The 22,919-nt window shown below is 42.1% G+C and carries 19 protein-coding genes and 1 pseudogene; 8 read left to right on the top strand and 12 right to left on the bottom strand.

The window, feature by feature from the left end:
• Positions 1 to 64 precede the first annotated feature (64 nt).
• The 4 genes from ACLFKQ_RS03715 to ACLFKQ_RS03700 all read right to left on the bottom strand — a co-directional run bounded on the left by ACLFKQ_RS03715 (position 65) and on the right by ACLFKQ_RS03700 (position 6,910).
• Complete coding sequence (locus tag ACLFKQ_RS03715) at positions 65 to 3,091, bottom strand: two-partner secretion domain-containing protein (RefSeq protein WP_448998542.1); 3,027 nt, start codon at positions 3,089 to 3,091, stop codon at positions 65 to 67.
• A 376-nt stretch (positions 3,092 to 3,467) separates the two neighbouring features.
• Complete coding sequence (locus ACLFKQ_RS03710) at positions 3,468 to 4,451, bottom strand: NAD(P)-binding protein (RefSeq protein ID WP_448998541.1); 984 nt, start codon at positions 4,449 to 4,451, stop codon at positions 3,468 to 3,470.
• Positions 4,452 to 4,466: 15 nt separating this feature from the next.
• Positions 4,467 to 5,603 (bottom strand): class I SAM-dependent methyltransferase, encoded by a 1,137-nt coding sequence (locus ACLFKQ_RS03705; RefSeq protein ID WP_448998540.1) that lies wholly within the window; start codon positions 5,601 to 5,603, stop codon positions 4,467 to 4,469.
• Between the two features lie 671 nt (positions 5,604 to 6,274).
• On the bottom strand, positions 6,275 to 6,910 hold the full coding sequence (locus tag ACLFKQ_RS03700) for a phosphoribosylanthranilate isomerase (RefSeq protein WP_448998539.1): 636 nt from the start codon (positions 6,908 to 6,910) through the stop codon (positions 6,275 to 6,277).
• A gap of 126 nt (positions 6,911 to 7,036) precedes the next feature.
• On the opposite strand from ACLFKQ_RS03700, the gene psaK reads away from it, so the two are divergent.
• Positions 7,037 to 7,309 carry a photosystem I reaction center subunit PsaK gene (psaK, locus tag ACLFKQ_RS03695; RefSeq protein ID WP_448998538.1) on the top strand — a complete coding sequence of 91 codons (273 nt, stop codon included), beginning with the start codon at positions 7,037 to 7,039 and terminating at the stop codon, positions 7,307 to 7,309.
• Positions 7,310 to 7,912: 603 nt separating this feature from the next.
• Here psaK and ACLFKQ_RS03690 read toward each other — a convergent pair.
• Positions 7,913 to 9,043, bottom strand: a complete 1,131-nt coding sequence (locus tag ACLFKQ_RS03690) for a cation:proton antiporter domain-containing protein (protein ID WP_448998537.1) — start codon at positions 9,041 to 9,043, stop codon at positions 7,913 to 7,915.
• A gap of 122 nt (positions 9,044 to 9,165) precedes the next feature.
• Between ACLFKQ_RS03690 and ACLFKQ_RS03685 the strand changes: the two genes are divergently transcribed.
• A complete protein-coding gene (locus tag ACLFKQ_RS03685; RefSeq protein WP_448998536.1) occupies positions 9,166 to 9,342 on the top strand; it encodes a hypothetical protein in 177 nt (58 codons plus the stop codon).
• 275 nt (positions 9,343 to 9,617) lie between these two features.
• Here the strand turns inward: ACLFKQ_RS03685 and ACLFKQ_RS03680 are convergent, their stop codons facing one another.
• The 5 genes and pseudogenes from ACLFKQ_RS03680 to ACLFKQ_RS03660 all read right to left on the bottom strand — a co-directional run bounded on the left by ACLFKQ_RS03680 (position 9,618) and on the right by ACLFKQ_RS03660 (position 14,810).
• Positions 9,618 to 10,832: a hypothetical protein gene (locus ACLFKQ_RS03680; RefSeq protein WP_448998535.1), complete on the bottom strand. Its 1,215-nt coding sequence runs from the start codon at positions 10,830 to 10,832 to the stop codon at positions 9,618 to 9,620.
• Between the two features lie 383 nt (positions 10,833 to 11,215).
• Positions 11,216 to 11,972 (bottom strand): annotated as a pseudogene (locus ACLFKQ_RS03675) (alpha-amylase family glycosyl hydrolase); the annotation flags it as partial.
• 135 nt (positions 11,973 to 12,107) lie between these two features.
• Entirely contained in the window at positions 12,108 to 13,355 is a 1,248-nt protein-coding gene (locus tag ACLFKQ_RS03670; RefSeq protein WP_448998534.1) for a cytochrome P450, read from the bottom strand.
• Between the two features lie 77 nt (positions 13,356 to 13,432).
• A complete protein-coding gene (locus ACLFKQ_RS03665) occupies positions 13,433 to 13,996 on the bottom strand; it encodes a DUF2231 domain-containing protein (protein ID WP_448998533.1) in 564 nt (187 codons plus the stop codon).
• A 118-nt stretch (positions 13,997 to 14,114) separates the two neighbouring features.
• The gene (locus tag ACLFKQ_RS03660; protein ID WP_448998532.1) at positions 14,115 to 14,810 is read right to left on the bottom strand and encodes a hypothetical protein; all 696 of its coding nucleotides are present in this window, start codon (positions 14,808 to 14,810) and stop codon (positions 14,115 to 14,117) included.
• A gap of 294 nt (positions 14,811 to 15,104) precedes the next feature.
• Between ACLFKQ_RS03660 and purN the strand changes: the two genes are divergently transcribed.
• Entirely contained in the window at positions 15,105 to 15,749 is a 645-nt protein-coding gene (gene purN, locus ACLFKQ_RS03655) for a phosphoribosylglycinamide formyltransferase (protein WP_448999446.1), read from the top strand.
• Here the strand turns inward: purN and ACLFKQ_RS03650 are convergent.
• The gene (locus ACLFKQ_RS03650) at positions 15,702 to 16,457 is read right to left on the bottom strand and encodes an alpha/beta hydrolase (protein WP_448998531.1); all 756 of its coding nucleotides are present in this window, start codon (positions 16,455 to 16,457) and stop codon (positions 15,702 to 15,704) included. The genes purN and ACLFKQ_RS03650 overlap by 48 nt on opposite strands.
• A gap of 359 nt (positions 16,458 to 16,816) precedes the next feature.
• On the opposite strand from ACLFKQ_RS03650, the gene ACLFKQ_RS03645 reads away from it, so the two are divergent.
• The 3 genes from ACLFKQ_RS03645 (at position 16,817) to ACLFKQ_RS03635 (ending at position 19,672) form a co-directional block, all read left to right on the top strand.
• The gene (locus ACLFKQ_RS03645; protein WP_448998530.1) at positions 16,817 to 17,461 is read left to right on the top strand and encodes a class I SAM-dependent methyltransferase; all 645 of its coding nucleotides are present in this window, start codon (positions 16,817 to 16,819) and stop codon (positions 17,459 to 17,461) included.
• A 132-nt stretch (positions 17,462 to 17,593) separates the two neighbouring features.
• The gene (locus ACLFKQ_RS03640; protein WP_448998529.1) at positions 17,594 to 18,025 is read left to right on the top strand and encodes a nucleoside deaminase; all 432 of its coding nucleotides are present in this window, start codon (positions 17,594 to 17,596) and stop codon (positions 18,023 to 18,025) included.
• Positions 18,026 to 19,672 carry an ABC1 kinase family protein gene (locus tag ACLFKQ_RS03635; protein WP_448998528.1) on the top strand — a complete coding sequence of 549 codons (1,647 nt, stop codon included), beginning with the start codon at positions 18,026 to 18,028 and terminating at the stop codon, positions 19,670 to 19,672.
• A 153-nt stretch (positions 19,673 to 19,825) separates the two neighbouring features.
• Here ACLFKQ_RS03635 and ACLFKQ_RS03630 read toward each other — a convergent pair whose 3' ends face one another.
• A complete protein-coding gene (locus ACLFKQ_RS03630; protein WP_448998527.1) occupies positions 19,826 to 21,562 on the bottom strand; it encodes a cation:proton antiporter in 1,737 nt (578 codons plus the stop codon).
• 421 nt (positions 21,563 to 21,983) lie between these two features.
• On the opposite strand from ACLFKQ_RS03630, the gene ACLFKQ_RS03625 reads away from it, so the two are divergent.
• Entirely contained in the window at positions 21,984 to 22,280 is a 297-nt protein-coding gene (locus ACLFKQ_RS03625) for a hypothetical protein (protein WP_448998526.1), read from the top strand.
• A 260-nt stretch (positions 22,281 to 22,540) separates the two neighbouring features.
• Complete coding sequence (locus ACLFKQ_RS03620) at positions 22,541 to 22,888, top strand: GTPase (RefSeq protein WP_448998525.1); 348 nt, start codon at positions 22,541 to 22,543, stop codon at positions 22,886 to 22,888.
• Positions 22,889 to 22,919 lie beyond the last annotated feature (31 nt).

Raw genomic sequence — 22,919 nt, 5'->3', positions numbered from 1 at the left:
TTTATTAGCTATTCTACTTAAAATCGCTCTAGTTAGCCAAGATGGCGATCGCCATTAAACCGACCTATTTGCCACAGTTAGTCCTCGCTGCTGGAGTGCGTTGGTTATTGCTAGTAGGATAGGCAACCAACAAAACCCGACCATCTTCAGTAATTTCTACTCCTCGAGCGGGAACGATATCCCCTTGAGCAGTTTTAATCACCTGTGGTGCTGAATTTGTTGCCGTCGTGGCATCTCCCTCAATAATCAACACATCGCTATTTAAAGGCGCGACAGGTTCTGGAGGTACGCCACCCTTACCCAGGATAGTTAAGGTACCCGATGTTCCAGAAGCGCGATCGCTCTGACAGGCTTGAGTGATAGTTTGCTCTGGTTCTACCAGATTTGTAGGTAGTTCAGCCGCTCCTTGAAGAAGATCGTCAGTAAAGGTACTAATGTTTACCGTGCCATCAAGTCCAAAATCGGAGGTAGCATCGATATCATTAGAGCCATTTCCTGGTACTGCTTCTCTTTCTTCTAAACCAAAAATTTGCTGAGTAGAAATATTAATCCTTCCCCCTGCTCCTTGTTCTGCACTAGCGATAATATCGTTACCATCGCCGCTGCTTGAGAAAGCAATAACAAAATCTGCATTAATATTAATATTGCCACCAGAAGCGTTCTCTCCAGCTTGAGCAGAGATCGAGCTGTTGTTGCGCAGAATAAGATTATCTGCTATTTCCAGAGTTATATTGCCTCCTAATACTGAGGCTTCGTTAGCAGCATTAGATTCTGATGGTATATTGGCAGCAAAAATCCCTCCACCATTTAGAGTTAAAGCATCTGCTTTAACTAAAAGATTGCCGCTATTTCCTTCTCCAAGATTACTAACGTTAATATTAGCGCCGTTGGTTATCGAGAGTTCATCGGTAGTAACTTCAATGTCCCCACCATTGCCTCTTGCTCCTTGATTTACCGTATTAAAAATTCCACTGACAAATTGACCATTGGGTGCCGTACCATCGAGTGTTATCAATGTAGCATCGACGAAAATCGTGCCGCCATTTCCTTCACCAAAAGTACCGGCATTAATTCCAGCACCGTTGGTAATCGAGAGTTCATCGGTGGTAACCTCAATGCTACCACCATCTCCTTCTGCTCGCGATGCTACGTCACTGAAAATACCACTCAATACATCATTGGAGATTCCTTGAGTGAGAAATTGATTGGCTCCCTCAAGCTTGATATCGTTGCTGACATCGAGAGTGATATTTCCTGCATTACCTCGACCAAAAGTACTACTTAAAATTCGACCACCATCAATTAAAGACAAAGAGTCAGAAGCGATCGAAATCTCTCCACTTGCACCTGTTGCTCCCAAATCCAAACTACTGGAAATCAAGCTGGGAAAACTGCTATCAAATCCACCGACATTGACAATCTCGCTGACCCCTTCAATAGTGACGGCTTCTGCGACATCGATAACTATATCGCCAGCGATGCCATTTCCTGATTCGAGTTCCAAATTAGGGTTACCCCGACGCACCACAGTTTGTATCTGACCGCCATTGGTTAAAGAGAGATTTTGGGCTTGAATATCGATTAAGCCTCCATCTCCTTCTGCTCGCGATTCTACGTTACTGGAAATGCTGCTCAAGGCATCATTGGAGATTCCTTGAGTGAGAAATTGATTGGCTCCCTCAAGCTTGATATCGTTGCTGACATCGAGAGTGATATTTCCTGCATTACCTCGACCAAAAGTACTACTTAAAATTCGACCACCATCAATTAAAGACAAAGAGTCAGAAGCGATCGAAATCTCTCCACTTGCACCTGTTGCTCCCAAATCCAAACTACTGGAAATCAAGCTGGGAAAACTGCTATCAAATCCACCGACATTGACAATCTCGCTGACCCCTTCAATAGTGACGGCTTCTGCGACATCGATAACTATATCGCCAGCGATGCCATTTCCTGATTCGAGTTCCAAATTAGGGTTACCCCGATGCACCACAGTTTGTATCTGACCGCCATTGGTTAAAGAGAGATTTTTTGAACTGATTCGAACATTTCCACCATTACCTACTGCTCCTGATTCAATATTATTGAAAATTGCACTATTTAATCCACTCGTAGTGTTAATACCGCTTATGGATAGTGTATCTGTAGCATTTATAACCACATCTACCGCTTCCGCATCCGGTACGTTAATTCCTGTTGATACGAGTCCTCCTACAATACGACTATCATTAGTCAAATTAATATTGCGAGCATTGAGATTTATCGAACCACCTTCTTCGCTGGCGACACTAACACCTGCATTAGCAAAGTTAATATCTGTTCTGCCTACGTTTTCAGGAAAATTGATACTAAAATCTTCATTTAGACTAACGATTCCCGATTCTGATAAGCTTCCTAACTCAATTCTTCCACTTGGGGCAATAGCTACTCCCGTATTAAAATCGATCTCGCCACCAATCAAACTAAAGTTTTGTCCTAAATTAACTGCTAAATTAACAAAAGTTCTAGTGGCGCTATCTCCCGTAACCTCAATCGGAGCAGAACTGTCGCGCAAACGCAGCCCAATAGGAGCATTAATAGTTAAAACTGGGGTATTGTCCGGATTTACCGCGCTAAACTCTCCTTCGGGAAATAACAGGCTATCGGCGGTGCTACCGTAGAACGAACCTCCACCGAGATTCAAACTCGCCCCCGCACCAAAGATAATCCCTGCGGGATTAATTAAAAACAAACTGGCATCGTTAGTACTAATCATCCCGTTGATGCTGGAGGTATCGCCCCCAGTTACCCTAGAGAGGATATTGGAAATGGTATCCGCATTGTTAAAGAAAGCCTCAGTGCCAACATCGACAGAAAACTCTTGAAAGCTGTGAAATAAATTGCTGCCTCGTGCCGTACCGCCAGTTATTTCGGTGACGTTACCTTGAGGATTTACTTCTGTAGGGTTGGGTAAAGTACCATCTGAAGTGATAGACTGCGATCGCGCCACCTCAGCCATAGATAAACTGTATAGATACAAACCGCACACCGCACTAATTGGAAATAACCGCCGATAGTAAAGCATTTCTGTAGGTAGTAAAATTTCTACCATTAAGAGTACAAAAAAAGGTGTGCACAATAAATAAGAAAAGCTTAAAAATCTGCGATCGAATTATGACAATTTATGGCAGTTGGTAACTAGTATGACAAGTTGATAACTTTTTATACTACTCCTTAAATTTACTGCCAACTATTTCATTGAAGCGATCGCAACTCGGTAAATAATCGCTCTACTTTAGCTAAATCCTTATCTCCAGGCGATCTCTAATTTGTAAATTAATCTCACTTCACTAAGTGCTTTATTGTTGCCTTCTGAGCAATAAGTTGTTTTAGCTAAGATTTCACCTCGGTTATTTAAAGTTAAATCTTCTGCTTTCCCTAGGTGGCTGAGCCTATTAAAAACTATGGTTTTCACCGCTTGTCGGGGTTTATAAAGGTTTCACTATCCACTGTAAAGGACGCTTGAGACTGAACTTAGAAATAGTTGTTTTCGAGTATTGAGAGTTACCGAGAATCTCATCTGCTACCAGCAATCCACTCTCAATAGCTGTATAGATTCCTTCACCTAGATCTAGAGAAGCTAAGCCAGCCGAATCCCCAATCAAAAAGCAGTTATCGCGCTTGACTTCTCCCTGTTTGGCAAACAAATAGTATCCATAACCTGAAGGTTTCAGTGCTTGGCTGGTTTTCTCATCCAATAATCTCCGTTTTACCAGATCTTCGAGAAACCATCGGAAATAATCGCGAATGCCGAATTGGGATTGCCCGAAATAGGAACTATAGCCTCCCAAACCGATATTGAGAAAGCCATTACCTTTAGGAACATACCATGAATAACCTTTAAGCCCACGCTCAGAAAGAAATATATGGGTTATACTATCTCGTTCGGGATATTCAAATTCTTTTTCTAAAGTTACGATTTGTTTTTCCGGCAGACGCTGGTGAGGGAAAAAAGTTTTTCTAACCGGACAACCGGTTCCTCCTGCTCCTACTAGATATTTACACTTATAGCGATCGTCAATGATGTAATGCTCTTTTTGTCGTTCTATTTTTTTTACACGATGAGTTTTAATTTGAGCCTGGGAACGTTCTAGCAACCAGCGATCGAACTCAATTCTGCGAATCGAATAGTCTTTTCTCCATGGCATCATCCTACTTGAAAGGACGGGAAAGGAAAAGGGTGCGAGATACATTCTTGCGTTTATTTTCAGAATTGAGTGAGGATAATCATTAGGGGTAAATTCTAACTTTTCCATTAATTTAGAAGTTATCCAGCCAGCGCATAGCTTTAAACGGGGAAATAGTTCTTTATCGAGAATTAATACTTCTTTCCCGCTTTTTTTTAGCTTCCACGCACAACTACTTCCAGCTGGACCACCACCAACAATAATAGTTTCATAATATTCTGTCATTGCCATGCCTCCAGATTAGGAATTAGGAACTAATAAATATTGACCGTTGCCTAAAACTTCACCATTACAGGCTTCAAAGTAAGCAATAAGTGAAAGTAAATAAAGCCTCCACATACGACGAAATTGCTCATAATTCATGTCATAATGTAAAGTTTTGATTGTGTTTTGATTCGCATCAAAATTATTTAACCAACTTCTCAAAGTTTGAGCGTAATTCGACCCATTTATATACCATCGATCGATAGTTTTCAGTCGTCGATCTAGAAGCGGAATTTGCTCGTAATACCACGCTCTTGCTTTAGGAAAAATATATTTATTGATAAAAGGATCGAAGATATTGTGAGGTAAACGGACTGAGATAATGTGAATAAATACCCGACCATTATCTTCTACAAAACTCCCTATCTTTTCTAAAGCCTTGGTTAAATTGCCAATATGCTCCAGTAGTCCGATCGCAACTACTTTATCAAATTTGGTTTCAAAAGTAATTTCGTTAAAGTCGCGTTCGATTAGGGTAAATCGCTCGGAACTCAGTTGACTGTCAGGAGATTGCATCTTTTTCCGCATATATTGACATTGCGTTCGGCTCAAATTCACACCTGTCACTCTCACGTCAGGAAATCGGTTCAGAATATAATTACAAGACGCTCCAAAACCGCATCCTAAATCTAGAATATTGTCTCCGTCTTGAATTCCAACTTTCTCGATCGCATCGTCAAGCATATCCTGTTGAGCTTCTAAAATGTTTGTCGCTCCTTTTTCCCATAACGCCATAGTGTACTTAGGATAAATTAGCTCGCTCTCTTCTAACATCAGAGTAAACAGTTCCTCTGGCAGATCGTATTGAACTTTCATTAATTCATTAGAACTTTCTGCTAGCTGTTCGCTCTGTTTGAGTACCCACTCGTAAGGAACGAGCAGAGCGGGAAAATATTGGTACAATATGGGAAGAATTGTGTCAAAACCGCCTTTTAGTAGAGGATCGGGAATTTCGAGTCCATTAATATAACTTTCTGCCAATGCCATCTGGCTCGCATTTGCAATCGCAGTAAGTCCACGAGTGAGTTTGTAGGACAATTGTGATTTACTATTGAGACTCCCTACTGTAGATAAATCCTCTAGAAAATCATGGAATCTGGTGGTAGATGACATAACTTTTTACCTCAATTCAAATTGATATTACCTAAGAGGACATCTGAAAAGTTATCTTTTTAAATTTCCATTTCTTAGTTTTGCCCCCCCCTAACCCCCCAAGTCTGGGGAGAAAATAAATCATAGTCACTGCCCCCTCTAATCTCCCCCAAATTTGGGGGAGACCATTCGTTCCCTCCCCAGCATTGGGGAGGGGTAGGGAGGGGCGGGGGATTTAGGGAGCATTAGTGTAATAAATCAGACTTCTCAGACAACCTCTAATGCTGGCTATGGAACAATGCCCAATAGATGAACCGACACAAAAAGGCCGTAAAAGGGACAGTTTTATAGAAAATATTTTGGGTAAGTTTCTACTCAACTTTGAGAAAACTAAAGCGTAGAAAATTCCCACAAATCAACTGCTAAACCATATAAATTCTTTCTTCAGCTTAAAACCAAATAGTTATTTTTGTATCGCTTTTGTTACTAACTGTATCGTTTTTGTGATTAATATTATCTTTAGTAAACCAGTTGCGATCGATCTGACTTTGGATCGAGTAGTTGGTTAAACAGAAGGAAGAGGGACGGGGCGTATGAACTGCGATGTTTTCTTTCGCAGACAGCCCCTCAAGAAGGGTAACTTCTTCCTTCTTACTCCTTCCTTCTTCCTTCGAGTACAGCGAGTTAAACTGTCATTGTTGCGATCGCAACTCGGCAAATAATTGCTCTACTTTACTTATATCTTTATCTCCAGGCGATCGCTCTACGCCGCTAGAAAGATCGATACCATCAGGACTGAGGCGATAGAGAGGTTCTAAAATATTATCTGGAGTTAAACCTCCTGCCAGCAGCCAAGGTAAAGCAGGTTTGAATTGCCGTAAATCTTGCCAGTTAAGAGTCTTTCCCGTACCTCCCAATATTTGCGGATCGTAGGTATCTAAAAGGATAGTATCAATGCGATCGAGATAGGGTTTAACCTCGGTTAAAGATGCAGCAGTTTTGATTCTAAAAGCTTTAATTAATTCAGTTTCTGCCGGTAAAATTTGACGCAGGCGATCGCAATATTTGGGGGATTCGTCGCCGTGAAGCTGCACTCCAGTTAAATTAGTGCTAGTTACGATTTTGGCGATAGTCTCTGCTGTTTGATTAGCAAATACGCCAATTTTATCTACACTAGTTGGTAATTCTCTCACGATGTCCTGAATCCGATCCGAGGTTATATATCTAGGCGATCGCTCGACACAAATAAATCCCAAGGCAGTTGCCCCTAATGCCGCTATAGCTTTTCCTTGATGTGCCTGGGTAATACCGCAGATCTTAATTCGCATTCTGGCTATATAAAGTCCGTATTACTGTTAATTATTTCAACGAAACCAAGTTGTTTGCCCAGAGATTCCTATAATCTAATCTCTATAACTAAACCAGATTATAAATAATTGGGAGTTAATTTTTACATGATATCTACTTTAGTTTTAGCAGCTCAGGCTTCTCCGACGACTATTGACTGGAATCCTTCAGTGGCAATCATCATGATTATGTGCAATTTATTTGCGATCGCTATTGGACGCTATGCTATCCAAAAACCCGGTCAAGGTCCTGATTTACCAGTACCCCAACCAGAAATGTGGGATAAATTTGGCGTACCAGAATTATTAGCTACTACTAGCTTGGGTCATATTCTCGGTGCGGGCGTTATCTTAGGATTGGGCAATGCAGGAGTTCTCTAAATAGTTAAGTCAAGAGTAGTCAGAGCGACTCATGCCACCATCGATAAGTTGGGAGATAACCTAAGACAACCAATGGAGCAAGCTTCTCTAACATGATTGAGAGTTTATCCGTGAAGTTTGTCTAGTTATATTAAAGTTTCATAAATCCTCTTTACCGACGAAAACTCGGCAAATCAAGGGCTGTCTCTAAGGCGAGGCTTCTTTTATCCTTCTTAAGGAGCGCGTCTTGTCAACAGGCTGTGGCCTCGAAGTTAATTCGAGTCTTTAAAAGCCCTATGAGTGGGTTTTCAGACAAGCTTGAGTCGCCCTTATTTTTACAGGAGTGCGTACGCCCTCGTCCAATCGAATGCTAGGGATTTGCCTCCTGCCCCTGCCCCTGCCTTCTGCCTAATACCAAGTTGTAGTCTACTCTATAGAAAACTGCTGTAAGTTCAATTCGATCTCGCTCGTCTCCAACTTATTCTCGAGGTTCGGAAGAATTATTAGAGTGGTGACTGTATAGCATAGACAAAGGGACTGAGGTGATGCCATGAACGATAACCGAACCGATAACGACGAGACTAGTCACTTACCACACTTGAAGAAGTCCAGTTTTGTGAGCGGCTAGATTGGCATAGAAACTAGATTGGCATAGAAAATTGCCGCGACACCAATGGGACCAAACCAACCCATGAACAGGGCATCCTTATATCCTTGAGTATGGGGAATGAAGCGATTGAGCATCAAGAAAGCAGGAAGACGGCGCAGTAACAAGATTGCCATCACTAAACCCAATCCCCGCCAACCGAGAGATAGCCATTCTTGCCAAGGTAGGGCTAGACCAAAAAGACTAAACATGGTAATGGTGGTCATTAAATCGAGAGCATCTTGTACATTTTCTTCTTCCACGCGATCGGAAGATTTTATCACTAGATCGAAACCCACCCCAGTCATAAAAACAGCTAAAATTCCATCACTCCCAATCAGTTTAATTCCACCCAAAGCAAGGAAAGAAACGGCGACCATGTAAGCCAAAAAAGACTGTTTATCCATCATTTTTTTACGCTGCGCCCATTGCAAGAGTTTTCCGGCGAGATAACCCAACCCCAAGCCAAAAATAATCGCTGCCCCTACATCCCAAAGCCAAATCACACTAAACCAATGAACGAGTGGGTCGGAGTGAGACGGCATGAGAAAGAGCAAGGGTAAAAAGACAAAGGGGTAGGCTAAACCATCATTTAGTCCCGACTCAGCCCCTAAGAGGTTACGAACCCTTGGAGGAAGATGTTTTTTAGCAAATTTACCGGTAACAATGGTTGAGGCTAAAACGGGATCGGTAGGGGTAATCACTGCACCAATGAGTATCGCCACCCAGAGCTCTACATTTAGAATCCAGTACACTAACAAGCTACTAACTGCCCACATCGCCAGCATCAGAGGACCCAGAATGATTGCTAAACTGCGCCAATGCTCGAAGGGATAAGCCTTCTCCAAACGGAGGGCCGTCGAGATTAGTTGAACCGCGATTGCCAGACGGGCAAGTTCTTCTAAAATGAGTTCTTGGTTGCCCCACGCATGAAGGTCAAAAATACCGAGAACGGGTCCGCAGAGTACCCCCAAAAGTATGGCAAGAATGGGCGCAGAAAGATAAAGCTGCTGTTTGAAAAAGCGAGACAGCAGAGCGTAACCGGAAAGCAGACCTCCCAAACCTAATAGAGCAATATTAAACTTCGTCGGGTCGAGGAGTTGAGCCATGATTAAAAATTCTGAAACCCAAGAAATTCTCTGCTATTATCGATCTATTACTCGATCATTTCATCTTTCTCGAGATAGGACGTAATACAATCTCCTTCACCAGGCATTTACAACCAAATCGATTGCAGCTATGGGAAGAGAAAATTACTAGAGTAGCAATCTATCTGAGATCCCTACGGCAAGCAGGAATTCCCGTGGTCAGCGATGAAGAATTTGTGCGCTCCCTTGCTGATTTAGAGCATCGTCGTCGGCTACTTTTAGGATTAGTCGAACGCAATAGCTTCCGGTGGCCTAAATGATGAGTAATCTTCCCGGTATCGATCGCTGAAATTAAAGCCATTTAAGTCTTGCGCTTGTGCGGAGTGTGGTAGCAAAACCAATCGCAATTATTTTGACTTTATCGGGAAAATTTGAAGTCATTCCGAGCGCTACTTAGCAGGTAAAGCGATCGCGCTCAAAGTACAATTCTATATTGTGGTAACTCTAGTTTCAAGCTACTCCCGTCCAAAACAGTCGAGGAACGCTAAGCGCGATCGGGTATTCAAGCCGAATGTCAAGGAAAAACCGAGAAAACCTAAAGGATACTAGAAGAAACACCCGCTAAGGGATGTTTTCCTTCGGTTTCGACGCGATACTCTTGCCCCATTTGCTTTCTATGTTCTTCAATGACCTGTTCGCTGGGAATACCGTCTTGGTTAACGGTCTTTTGATACTCGAAGTAACGAGCATCTGCAGGTAAGCTGTCAACAGGGACAAACTCAGTTTCATGACCCGTGAGATTGACCTGAGATGTTAGGACTTGACGGATATAATCTTTATTCTCTTGGAATTTTATGGGTTCGGGCAACTCTTTCGGTAACATGGACTCTGGATCCTTATCCTCGTAGCGTCGCATCAGTTCACACACCAAGCGCAGATGTTCGAGTTCCATATTTAAATGGAGTTCCCACAATTGCTTAATACGAGGATCTGTTTCTTGTTGCATAAATGAATAGTAGAGATAGCACTCATTGTACTGATGCATCACTTCGCGCTCAAACCAAGAGGCAGTGGGGTCTAGGAGAGATTCATAGTGAGTAACATGCTGTTCTTCAATTTGGGCAATCTCTAGATATAGCGCCCGTGCTAAAGGATTCATCGGGCGATTTCCCACTGTCATGTAGAAGTTCATAGTCTGCTGTTCCGCTGCAACTAAGGTCATTGCATGTAACATAGACAAGGGATTTGCCTGTTGGCGGTCTGTGGGTTTGCGAACTTCATCAAAAGGATGGCGGTGTTCTGCACTAGTAGCGCGACCAGGCATAATTTCGGTATAGTCTCCGGTGATGCGTTCGGCTTTTTTCCCATCGAGGAGATCTAAAAGGTTAGCGTAGCGGTAAAGGTGGTCGAAGTCTTCGAGTAAGCCAAACTCAAACGCTTGTTTGAGATAAGGATCCGGTTCGGTCCGCGCTAGATAAGCGGTGAGGTCAACGGCAACTTGTTCGTAACCAATGGTAACTTCTAAATTAGATTCATTGCCAGGTATCAGCCAATTGACCGCTTTCTGTTGTTGCTGTTCCACCCGACGCGTCATCGCTAAATAACGGCGGATATCCTGGCGATCGGTATGACGGGCAAATTGATGGGAAAATAAGATCGATTCCACTTCAATCCCATTTAAAGTAATTACGCGAGTACGAGTGTAGGGGTCGACATCTTCGGAACGATAGGGTTTCACGTTGAGTTCTGACCAACTTCGTAGTTGTCTATCGATGCTAATGCCTTTTTCAGTTAAGGGGTTAAAGCTCATATTTATTCAACCTTTTTGAATTTTTATTAAAAAACAACGACACAAAAGAGTTATACCGTTTATCAAAAGTGGCTAGATAGATCGCAACTCTGAAATAAAGGTATCTCAATAACTTAGATTGACTAAGTCTCTAGTTACTTTTGAGAATTGGTATTATTCACTCTTTTAGAAAAGCTATTTATCTTAAAAGTAATCATTCTCAGATTTTCAATCGTCTATCTAAAGATGCGGTCAGTAATATTGCGATCTATAGATAAAAAGGGTGATGTTATTTTTTGGTGTTATGGTTGCCGACTACTGCCAAATGAAAATTTGCCCTTCGTACTCTCCCATGTCAATAATCAATTCGTTGTTTTCTGCTTCAACAGAATAGTCTTTCGTCCAATGGTGTAGTAAAAATTTTCGTGCCAGCAGCCATCCATAGGTCCATAGGGATCGATGAGATCGCTTCGTTCGGGAATCCGTTCGCCAATGTTGTAGAAAGGTTTGGACCCGGCAGTCTTAGTCGCTTCACTACTAATCCAGCTTAAGAAGTCTTGGTTATCGATTTCTTTTAAGGCATCATAACGAATGCCATCGATGTGGTACTCCTGAATCCAAAACCTGACCACATCCCCAATATAGTCCCTAGCTGGTAAAGTCTCTCGTATCTCATCGTAATGGTTGTAGTTAAACTCTGGTCCCCAGTAATCAATCGGGTCAGCATCAGGATGGTGGCGCTCATGATAGTACCAGTAATCACGGTCAATTTGCACTAGGGGACTTTCTTCCGAGGAATGGTTGTAAATCTGGTCTAGGATGACCCGAATGCCTCTGGCATGGCATCGATCGATTAACTGTTTCAGCTCTTCTGTCGAATCGCCGACCATCTTTAATCCGAATCACGCCATTATTGGTCGCCGCATCGATTGCTGTCACATAAGGATCGTTAATTTCTACCCATCGATCCAGCCGATCTTGATTTTTTGACCTAACTCGGAATTTATACTGATAAACTCCATCTTCCAACTCAACTGAGGTAGAGAAATATCCTCGTTCGTTTTTTTGCATCGATATCTCTTTCCAGTCTGAAAAAGATCCGATTAAAACTGCTGCTTGGTTATAGGGAGCTAGTAACTTAAATTCTACTGCGTTAGACATAATTTTTGAGGTTAAGAATCAGCTCGAATTAGACAAGTTTCAATAGCAATTATTTTGTTTTTAAATTATTTTTTAATTTAAAGCGTGACCACTGTAGATTGGTTTTTGGTTTCCTAAGGGTAGGAAACAAAAGTATTACTTAGACTGGACATTGTCGATCGCGAAACGGCTTTTTGGTATCGTTGGCAAGCGCGACAGATTCAGGGTCAAGTCTTGTCGCGGTACATTGTAGCTCATAGTATGGGTCAGCAAATGTACGGCAGTTTTAGTTAATTCGATCGTGAGCCACTCTCCAGCACAGCGGTGATTATAGTAATGGTCACCTCCTCTTTGAGGAATAAAGTTATAGGCACTGTGGTTCCAGTCTCGAAATCTTTCTGGCTTAAAGGTGTCGGCCGCTTCCCAAATGCGAGGATCGCGGTTCGTGCCATAAATATCGAGCAAAACCCAGGTACCTTTGGTGAAGTGGTAGCCCCTCCAGTCAAACTCCTGTTTCACATGTCCTCCTACCGCCGGAAAGAAGGGATAGAAGCGACGCACTTCCTGGATAAACAGTTCGGTGTAATCCTCATCCCCCGACAACAGTTTCTCCCGACATTCTGGATACTCGTACAGTGCCAAGGCAGCGAAGGTTATATAGCGAGCGATCGCCACAGTAGAACGCAGGAAGTTAATCAGTTCTACTGCTGCTATCTTTCGGTCGAGTAAGTTTCTCTCTAGATTGCGATGCCCAGCTGTAATATCCACTGCGCTACCTTCGGGAACGGCAAGTCGCTCACTACGCACCCCATCGATAATTCTCCGCCCCCATCTTTCAGTGCGAGTTCGCAGCAGGAGTCCCCACCAGTTCCGAGGACCAATGGAACCCGAGCCGTCGATCATTGCCGCAAATTCACGCGTTCGCTCTTTGGCTTCCGACTCGGAGAGGGGAATGCCAGCCCACTCACAGGCAGAGCGACAGAGAATTTCTTGGACTTCCGGATGGAGGAGGACTAGATCCATGGTTACCCACTTAGCTAATTGCCGATGCCATTGCTCGACCATCAGGTGCGCCAACTGTTGCCTACTCTTCTCACTCATCAGTGCCATAAACATCTGCTTGCGATGGTAGTGGGCTTGTCCATCCAATGTCTGAACGCTCCCTTTGTCTTGGAGTAGCATTAGGGCGGTAGGAGGAATGGCACCTTTGCGGGTAAAGCGACCTGACTCGTAAAACATTCGCGCTGCCTCCTCGCCTCTGATACAGATCGCCTTCTGGAATCTCAGCCGAGTCTCAAAAATGTCGCTTTGGTAACGCTCACATCGCCGAGAAATAAAGGTGTAGCCTTGTGATAAAAAACCTAATGTACTATCTAGACTGCGATCGCGCTTAATTTGTGACATTAATCTTGATAAATAAGTTCTATCTGAATACTTTTTTGCCCCACCGTGAAGACAGATGGGTAATTGGGAAACCTCCGTTAAACATTCGTTAGGGTTTTATCGGAGCCAACTACCCCCACCTTGTGCCGGAACGTTAGTTCGCCGCCAAACCAACCGCCTACCAAGAGCAGGGTTGCCACCACTAATGAAAGAGTCAAACCGATAGGTAAAATAGTCGTTGCCGGGTCGTTCAATCGCAGACCAAAGTTGACCAGTGACAGTACCAGGGCAGCAATATTAGCGATTGTATGTGCCCAACCGGCGGTACGATGACGGACTCGCGGAATCCGAATAAAATCCACCATCCCCACTAAACCTGCTAAAATTCCAGCCAGTGCGCCCAAACCGATCAGCCACATAGAAACCCGCACCCAAAATGGATCTTGGGTAAGCCAATAGCCTAAGTCAGACCCCGCAGCACCGCTGAGAAAGGCAATAGGAAAAATGACGATAATCGGGTGAATCGGATGCCCCAAAATATTAACGGAACTAGTAACCCCGGTACCGTAATATTCAGTGGTTCTACTTTCAATCAACGGGGGCAGATTGGGATAGGGAACTTGGGTAGTGTTGGGGTCTTGGGGAAATTCAGGATTGGTCATGGTTTTCTCCTTGTTTAGATAAAGATGATGCTTCCTTAGCTCGGAAAGTTTAGAAAGCTAAGATTTCATCCTGATTCATTGAGTCAGCAATTAGTACTGAGCCAAATGGAGGATTTCTCTAGTAGCAGGTCTCAAGCTGCGTTAGCGATCGCGCAACTGTTCGAAACCCGCTTTGGGATCTTGTAAAATAGTAGTGAATCAGCTTGAGATAGTCTTCTAGATTTCCTCGAACTCCCGTGGGATCAACCGCCAAACTTATTTCACGACGCACATAAGCTACGGACTCCCGTACTGTATTGACGACTTGAGCGTTGACTGCTTTTCCACCTAATGCAGTGGTGACAATGGGCACAATTCCTTGCAACCCTGATAAGGCACTATTAACCACAGAACCTACTGAAGAACTAACCGTTCTCGAACTAATCCAGAGTAGCATTAAAAAGAAGGCCGACCAAATTAAAAGTCCAGTAATTGCTTCTAAGGAAATACTATTAACTAAAGTTAATTTAACTGCTAAATAACAAGCACCAAAAAGGGCAAGATTAACTGTAATTAATGCCCAAACTCCATTCTGAACCTTGTTACTCCAATCGTCTGCTGCGCTTGTTTCTAAAGGAGAATTTTCAGTTGAAATCTCAGTAGCAAGAGTCAAGTTTGTTAACAGAAACTGAAAAGCAAATGCCATTAGTACCCCGGCAACCAAGGCAACAAAAATTTGAGTTCCTGACAAAACAAAGGCTTGAGGTTGGGTTAGAGGTTGAGTAATTGTAACTTTTGCCAATCGGATGGAGATATCGTACAGATCAAGTATCATTTCCCAATTTCGTACCATTTCGTACTTACAATTAGCCGATCTTTTTGTAATCAAATTAGAGAGTTTTTTCTTAAAAGACAACACAATTTGAGCTAGCTTTATGTTAGTTTTTTTGTTGTGACGAGCACTCTATCTAATGAAGTAACCTTAGTCTGTCGTTTGCGTAGATCGTATCCTCATTTAAAAAGTATTTTTTTCTTATTCAAAAGACTTTATATTGAGTTTGAAAGATTAAACTCTACGGCGATCGCCGAAACCGTTCGTCATATCCTCTCAAGATCGACTAAATTACTCGTGTTAATATCTCCTAATTTGCCACTGTCAGAATTAAATCCCAGTCAACCACTTCCATTGGGAATTATGGCTTCGGGAAGCGGAACTAACTTCGAGGCGATCGCTTTAGCGATCGCTTCTGGTCAATTAAACGCAGAGATCCAAGTTCTGATTTACAACAATCCTCAAGCAAAAGTGCGATCGCTGGGACAAAAACATGGTATTCCCACAGTCTTACTCAACCATAGAGATTATAAAACTAGAGAAGATTTAGATCGCGCTATTGTGACTACCCTGCAACAATATGGCGCAGAATGGGTAGTAATGGCAGGCTGGATGCGAGTGGTAACTCAAGTGTTAATCGCCAGTTTTCCAGAGCGTATCATCAATATTCATCCCAGTTTGTTGCCAAGTTTCAAAGGTATTCGCGCTGTAGAACGAGCACTAGCAGCCAAAGTCAAAATTACGGGCTGTACCGCGCATTTAGTAACCTTAGAAATCGATAGTGGTAAAATTCTAATTCAAGCTGCCGTGCCGGTTGACGAAGAAGATACTCCCGAAACTCTACACGCCAGAATACAAGAGCAAGAACATCGCATCTTACCACGAGCGATCGCTTTAGCAGCTCTCAACCAAGTCAACCCGATCGAGAACTTGACTAATTAGAGCCGAAATTTTAGCAGCGCGATTCATAATCATTAAATGTCCCCCTTGTTCTACTTGTAAATCTGCTTTGGCAAAAGAAATGGGGAAAATGCGATCGTTCGTTCCGTGAATATGACAGATTTGTTCGGGAACCTGCTTATTATTCCAGGTGACAACCCGATGAATTGCCCATTTCAAAAAATGCGGATCGGTATCAGTTAAGATTGCTCTGAGTAACTTGCGTTCCTCTATGGTTTCCAAACTAAAGAACCAATATGCTATTCGATATACGGTACAAACTATACTTTTTAGAGGAATCAGGCGATAAATGGGAAACCAGCGCAATAGCCTAAAGTAAAGCGGAATTTCGTGTTTATTTTTAGCACTGGAAATTAAAATTATCTTCTCTACCTCAATTTGTTTGGCAATTTCGATTGCAATTAAACCGCCAAAAGATAATCCGATCAAAATTGGCTTTTCTGACTTTATCTGAGCCGTTAGCCTTTTAGCATAGCTGGCAATTGTTTCTCCTCGTTCTGGTTCTAACCAACGAATGTGAACTGGACGGTAGCCTTCAAACTCTAGCTGCTTAAATACTCGGTCGTCGGCACCTAAACCGCTGACACAGTAAATATCTTTTAAGGAATGTTCGAATCGCTCGGTGGCTGTCGGTTGAGTGTTAGGTTCTAAATTAGCTAGTTGCTGTTCTGTAATCTGCTCTGGACTCATTAATAATTAAATTTAAATCTTCTGAACTTCCCCTTCCTTGGAAAATTTAAGGGGCTATTTCTTGCTGATTTCGTTGGTCATTATAGTTTTGCTACCTAAATAATTCTGTTAGCAGCTAACCTAAAACACGAGAAGATTGTAATTTCTAAACTTTTGCTTGATTTACAGCTACATTTTAATCAAGCTTAGGAGAGTGCTTCAAGTTGCCCATTATATTGTTAGTAATGATTGGGCGGAAAAACAAATAAAAATATTTTTTGTATTTTGCAGTGCCAAGTCGCTTAATTTTTATTCAAAATCTGCTTAATAATTCGTCATAATTAAATAGTAGAGAGTTAGATAATTGCCATAGATACCAAATGATACTCAGATCCGAACAAAGGTCTAAATTAGACGCTACCGACGACAATGACTTTTATGCTTTTCCGCGCTTTGTCACCCACGTCGACGAAAGTTTTATCGAGCGCCTCAGCGAACTATATGGCGAACGATTGCAGCCTAATACTCGCATTCTGGATTTAATGAGCAGTTGGGTATCTCACCTACCTGCAGAAATGCAGTTCGAGAAGGTGGTAGGACACGGACTCAATGAAGAAGAATTAGCGAAAAATCCGCGCTTAGACAGCTATTTCGTGCAAAATCTCAATCAAAATCCCAAATTACCCCTAGAAGATGCTAGTTTTGATGCAGTCTTAATTGCAGTTTCCGTGCAGTATCTTCAGTATCCAGAGGCAGTCTTTGCCGAAATTCAGCGCATCCTCAAGCCAGAAGGAGTGGTTATCGTCAGTTTCTCCAACCGAATGTTCTATCAAAAAGCGATCGCTGCTTGGCGGGATGGTACCGAAACTAATAGAGTTAAGTTGGTCGAGCAATATTTTCAAGCCGTTGCTGGCTTTAGTACCCCAGAAATAGTAGTGCGTCAGGCACCAGGTTCTAGCCTGTTGCAAATGTTCGGAATAACCGGAGACGATCCTTTTTATGCAGTCATTGCCAACAAAAAGTAGAGAGGTAAAAAAAACGATTAGATTTAAATACGAGATCCTAGTGCCTAGAGACTAGTGCCTCGTGCCTTCTTGTTTGAGATAAGCTATGAAGTAGCAATTTGTTATAAATACCAGATCGAACCCAAAAGTATCATGAGCCATGAAAATTTTATGCGCATAGCACTTGAAGAGGCAAAAAAAGGCGATCTGCCGTATGGTGCGGTACTCGTAAAAGACAGAGAAGTTATTATCCGAGGACATAATACTGCCCAAACCGATAATGATGTCCTGGCTCATGCAGAAACTAATGTTTTGCGTAGCTTTACCACTCAAAACTCCTACTCTTTGGATGCGTTAAAGGGTTATACCCTTTATACTACTTGTGAACCTTGTCCGATGTGCGCTGCGGCTTGCGTCTGGGCGGGATTATCTGAAATCGTATTCGGAGCTTCGATCAAAAACTTAATCGGTATTGGTTCAAAACAAATCGATCTTACTTGCGAAGAAGTAATTGCCCGAGGATTTCAAAACGTCAAAGTAACCAAAGGTATTTTAGCTCACGAGTGTTTGGAACTCTTTAAATAAATGTTTGCTCTTACCAAAAATACCTCTCGCCAGAGAGAAATTGCTGAAGTAGTATTTCGTAACGGTTGGGATTATGCGCGGAGGTTGTTAACTGGCAATAACGCTGAAGAACCTCGCTTACCCTCTCCCGACGTACTGCGAAATATTTTAATCGAGTTAGGACCCGTTTATGTCAAATTGGGACAGTTACTATCAACTCGTCCCGATATTTTACCCGGACGATATGTAGATAAACTTACCGATCTTCAAGCAAACGTTCCTCCCGTACCCTGGATTGAGGTAGAGAGTCTCATTCGAGAGCAGCTATCCCAACCCCTAGAAAAAATCTTTGCTTCGATCGATCGCAATCCCGTAGCGGCTGCTTCTATCGCTCAAGTCTATCGAGCCACCTTGGTTAACGGACAACAAGTAGCGATTAAAGTGCAGCGTCCCGGAATCGAACCAGTAGTAGACCGCGACATCGAATTAATTAAAAGTCTAGCAGAGTTAGTTGCTTTTACCGAATTCGGTAAGGATTTTGATATCGTAGCTTTAGCTCAAGAATTTACCGATGCAATCAAAAACGAGCTGGATTTTACTATCGAAGCTGGCTATACAGAACAGTTACGGCTCAATATGTCCAAGAGTAACTGGTTCGATGCCAGTCAAATTCTCGTTCCTCAAGTCTATCGAAATTTGTCCACCTCGAAATTGATGGTTCTCGAATGGTTAGAAGGAAAGCCAATTTTAAAGGCTGAGATCGAAGCGACTGAAAAGAAGGACGAAGCCACCAGAAGACAGGAAATTACTACAATTTTATTTCGGGCTTTTTTCCAACAGATCTATATCGATGGTTTCTTTCATGCCGATCCTCATCCAGGAAATATCTTTTATTTACAAGATGGTCGAGTAGCACTGCTCGACTGCGGGATGATTGGGAGATTAGATCCCCGTACCCAACAAATTTTAACCGAAATGCTGTTGGCGATCGTGGATTTGGATGCGAAAAGGTGTACCCAGCTAACTTTAGAACTAGCTGAAGGGGGACAACCCGTTAGTTTATCGCGCTTGAGTAATGATTACGATCGCATGCTGCGCAAGTATTATAATCGTAGCATTTCGCAAATTAACTTCAGTCAGGCTTTCTATGAAGTTTTACAGGTATCGCGCAATAACAAAATTCGTCTTCCCAGCAATATGGGATTGTATGCCAAATCTCTAGCTAACTTAGAGGGAGTGGCTCGTGGCTTCAATCCTGAAGTTAATTTTCTCGAGCAAATCAAACCATTGATGGCAGATTTATTTCGCCGTCAGTTGTTAGGGGAACGTCCTTTAGAAACTTTGCTGCGTATTGGTTTGGATCTCAAAAGTTTGACTTTGCGATCGCCGCGCCAGGTAGAATTACTATTAGACCGCGTTACCTCAGAAACTCTGAAATGGAATCTGAGAATCCGCGAGATCGACTTGCTGTCTCTAAGTCTGGAAGATTCTGCCAATCGACTTTCGTTTAGTATTCTAGTTGGCTCTTTGATTATGGGAGCGGCGATTATTTCTACGGGTTCTGAGACAACTCAGGTATCGATTGTCAGCAATATTTTATTTGCCGCAGCTAGCTTATTGGGACTGTGGTTGGTGATTAGCATTCTACGTTCTGGAAAGCTGAGGTAAAAGGTAAGAGGAAATAGAGTAGTAGAAGAAGCCGAGAAATGGTCTACTACCTCTTTCAAGATAGAAGCGAAAATGCAAAAGGGAGAAAGGACGATCGCGTTCTATCTTTGGGGATATTCATGTATTAATTTAAATTAAACACGAGACATTTACCTACTCACCATCCCTTTCACTTTCAGAACGAACGCTCAAATAGCGATCGCGACGAATTGTTTGCAGTACCGAACTAATTGTTGCTTCGAATTCACCTAAAGTAGTTAAAATTTGTGCTCCCATTTCTAGAGCGGCTTCAAATTCTGGCTGCACGACTTCTTTGGCACCCATCTGAGCTAAGAAATCGATTTCGCTATTGTTATGAGTGCGAACTACAATGTCTAATTTGGGGGCAAGCTTGAGAGCGTGCTCCAGTAAGATACGAGTGCTTGAGGGATCGGGGAGAGCGATTGCCAGAGCTTGAGCCTTGGGTAAATGGGCTTTTTCTAAGACTAATTCTGAATCAGCATCGCCAAAAACATAGGGAATTTTTTCTTGTCGCAAGCGTCTTACCGCCGCTTCACTGTTTTCAATCGCCAGAACTTCATAGCCGCGGTCGCGTAAAATTTTCACAATTACCTGTCCGACTCTACCATAACCCGCTACGACTACATGGTTGCAAATCGTTTCGGGAACCGATATGCCTCGGTTTTGTTGTCTGCGCTCTAAATAATTGGCAATTAACGGTATAGTTGCCAGTCGGCGAGCAATTTGCGGCGAAAACTTCATTTCAATTGGAGTTAAAATTAAAGTTATCGCCGTCGTACCGATAAGTAGCAAGTATTTCTCTTGAGTAATAAATTCTAACTCAAGTCCTACCAACGCTAAAACGAACGAAAATTCTCCAATCTGATTTAGTCCCAAAGCACAAATAATTGCCGTTTTAAACGAATAGCCAAATTGCCAGACGATAGGAAAAACAATCAATGCCTTGGCGATTTGGACTAGAGCTACTAAACCCACAATTATGCCTAAATTTTGCCAGAGGATCTGGGGATCGATTAACATTCCAATGGAAGCAAAAAATAAGCTGGCAAAGGTATCTCGTAAGGGTATGACTTTAGCTAAAGCCCGATCTGAATAATCAATTTCGGAGATAGCCAACCCCGCTACAAAAGCTCCCATCTCAATCGACAATCCAAGACTAGCAGTAATTAGGGCAACTCCCAGACACAAAGCGATCACTGTCAACAAAAATAGCTCGCTATTTTCAGTCTGAGCTATAGTTTTCATCAGAGAAGGAATTACCCAGTAGCCGACAGCTATAGCACTAACGAAAAAGATCGCTGCCTTTAATATTGCCGCGACTAAAGCAGGAACTAGATTGTCTGGTTCGTTAAGAGCAGGTAAAACAGCCAGCATCAAACCCAAAGCCAAATCTTGAGCGATCAGGATCGCCAGCATTACTTGACCGTGAATGGTATCTACCTCACCCCTTTCAGTGAGAGTTTTGAGTACTACTGCTGTCGAAGAGAGAGAGAGAATTGCTCCTAGAAAAATTCCCTGGGTTGGTGTCGTCACCCAGCCAAACACCCAAGCAAAAATTGCCACCAAGGCGATTGTCAAACCAATTTGCAGCAAACTACCTTTAATGGCAATATCTTTTACTCGTTTTAGTTGGGCGAGGGAAAATTCTACACCTAAAGCAAACAGGAGAAAAGCCACGCCAATTTCTGCTAAAGATTTGATTTGCTCTACTTGAGCGATTAATCCCAAACCAAAGGGTCCGATCGCCAAGCCACAGGCTAGATAGCCTAAAAGAACTGGTTGTCGCAGGCGATTAGCAATAAAACCACCCAATGCTGAGGAGCCTAAGACAATTGTGAGGTCTAGAACAAAGGTATCTACGCCTGCCATTAAGTTTAGAAGTTTGCATCTGTTTTCATTTCAATCTTAATCAACCTAGTTACTTATACTTAGTTTTTTATTAATTCGATCGCAATTTTCAATACTTCAACTTTCTTATTAACTCACCACTGGTATTACAGCAGTTTTCTCTTGGGTAGACACAATCTTTAGAAGGTAGAAGGCAGAAGGCGGAAGGCAAAAGAAGAATTATTGACTGTAAACTTTAGTCATCCCTAGTAAACATTTAAGTATTTCATATAACTACAGTAGAGAATTACAAGATCGTTTTTGGTTAGGGTAAGTAGTCTCAATAATGCTATTGGCGAATTATATATTGCTTTGATTACAATTAACAACTTGTGAATGATTGTCAAAGGTGTCAATACGAGTTATTTATTAAATAAATTAGATCGATACCAAGGGGTAAATTATGCCCGACAATACTTATCAAAATACTGCAATTTTTCAAAAAGCAAATTTAATTAGAAGGCAAGCAGCTTATCGAAACTGGCACCGTCATAAATCACAAAGCTACATTTTACGTACGCAATTAGGGTTTGATGGCGTAAAAAGTTCTCGTCCTGAAGCTTGTATAGGCTGCAGTAATTATCACGGACGAGTTTACGGACAAACCACTGCTACTCGTACTCAATTAGTATGTGCCATACATCCTTACGGTTGGTTGCGATCGTCCTATTGTCCAGACTGGGAAAAGCAAACTAGTTGAATGATAATTAGAAAATGTAGCAAAACTATTTTATAGCAATCCTAAATGAGATGAGATAATTTCTGTTCCCTGTTCCTCAGTCACTGTTCGATGATGTAATTTCTGCAATAAAATAGAATCGATATAGTAGCAATGATGTAGAAAGTTTACTCTTAGTAACAGATTTATATAGGGAACAAATTGGCAAAGATCCGATAGAAGTATCGCGAGTATTTATCCAGACAAATGCTCGGGATTTGATTAAATAGTAGGCTCACACCATGAAATTAATATTTGTCTATAATGCCGATAGTGGACTAATTAATACTTTTTTAGATATAGGACACAAAGTAGTTAGCCCTCAAACTTATCAATGCAATCTCTGTGCTTTAACCTATGGATTAATTAAAGAACAGGAACGGTGGAAGAAATTTAGAAAAAAATCACATACAGAGATGGAATTTTTGCATAGAGATGAATTCGAGAAAAAATACAATCTCCAATTGGATTATCCAGTGATTTTGCGAGCTAATAAAGATTTAGAGATCCTAGTTTCCCAATCAGAATTAAACGAAATTCAAACTTTAGATGAATTAATCTCCCGAGTAGATCGGGTTATAGCGCGCTAAATAGTTACGTAATTTTTAAGTTAAAAATTAC

It is taken from the genome of Myxosarcina sp. GI1(2024) (assembly GCF_053543375.1).
The sequence above is the reverse complement of the archived record's forward strand: the minus strand, read 5'-3'. Positions and strand labels throughout refer to the sequence as shown.

Coding starts and splice junctions, on each gene's coding strand:
- ACLFKQ_RS03645 (WP_448998530.1), top strand. CDS start 16,817: ATGATACTCAGATCCGAACAAAGGTCTAAATTAGACGCTACCGACGAC.
- psaK (WP_448998538.1), top strand. CDS start 7,037: ATGATATCTACTTTAGTTTTAGCAGCTCAGGCTTCTCCGACGACTATT.
- ACLFKQ_RS03625 (WP_448998526.1), top strand. CDS start 21,984: ATGCCCGACAATACTTATCAAAATACTGCAATTTTTCAAAAAGCAAAT.
- ACLFKQ_RS03665 (WP_448998533.1), bottom strand. CDS start 13,996: ATGACCAATCCTGAATTTCCCCAAGACCCCAACACTACCCAAGTTCCC.
- ACLFKQ_RS03630 (WP_448998527.1), bottom strand. CDS start 21,562: ATGGCAGGCGTAGATACCTTTGTTCTAGACCTCACAATTGTCTTAGGC.
- ACLFKQ_RS03700 (WP_448998539.1), bottom strand. CDS start 6,910: ATGCGAATTAAGATCTGCGGTATTACCCAGGCACATCAAGGAAAAGCT.
- ACLFKQ_RS03710 (WP_448998541.1), bottom strand. CDS start 4,451: ATGACAGAATATTATGAAACTATTATTGTTGGTGGTGGTCCAGCTGGA.
- ACLFKQ_RS03715 (WP_448998542.1), bottom strand. CDS start 3,091: ATGGTAGAAATTTTACTACCTACAGAAATGCTTTACTATCGGCGGTTA.
- ACLFKQ_RS03620 (WP_448998525.1), top strand. CDS start 22,541: ATGAAATTAATATTTGTCTATAATGCCGATAGTGGACTAATTAATACT.
- ACLFKQ_RS03660 (WP_448998532.1), bottom strand. CDS start 14,810: ATGATACTTGATCTGTACGATATCTCCATCCGATTGGCAAAAGTTACA.
- ACLFKQ_RS03680 (WP_448998535.1), bottom strand. CDS start 10,832: ATGAGCTTTAACCCCTTAACTGAAAAAGGCATTAGCATCGATAGACAA.
- ACLFKQ_RS03690 (WP_448998537.1), bottom strand. CDS start 9,043: ATGGCTCAACTCCTCGACCCGACGAAGTTTAATATTGCTCTATTAGGT.
- ACLFKQ_RS03705 (WP_448998540.1), bottom strand. CDS start 5,603: ATGTCATCTACCACCAGATTCCATGATTTTCTAGAGGATTTATCTACA.
- ACLFKQ_RS03640 (WP_448998529.1), top strand. CDS start 17,594: ATGAGCCATGAAAATTTTATGCGCATAGCACTTGAAGAGGCAAAAAAA.
- ACLFKQ_RS03635 (WP_448998528.1), top strand. CDS start 18,026: ATGTTTGCTCTTACCAAAAATACCTCTCGCCAGAGAGAAATTGCTGAA.
- ACLFKQ_RS03650 (WP_448998531.1), bottom strand. CDS start 16,457: ATGAGTCCAGAGCAGATTACAGAACAGCAACTAGCTAATTTAGAACCT.
- ACLFKQ_RS03670 (WP_448998534.1), bottom strand. CDS start 13,355: ATGTCACAAATTAAGCGCGATCGCAGTCTAGATAGTACATTAGGTTTT.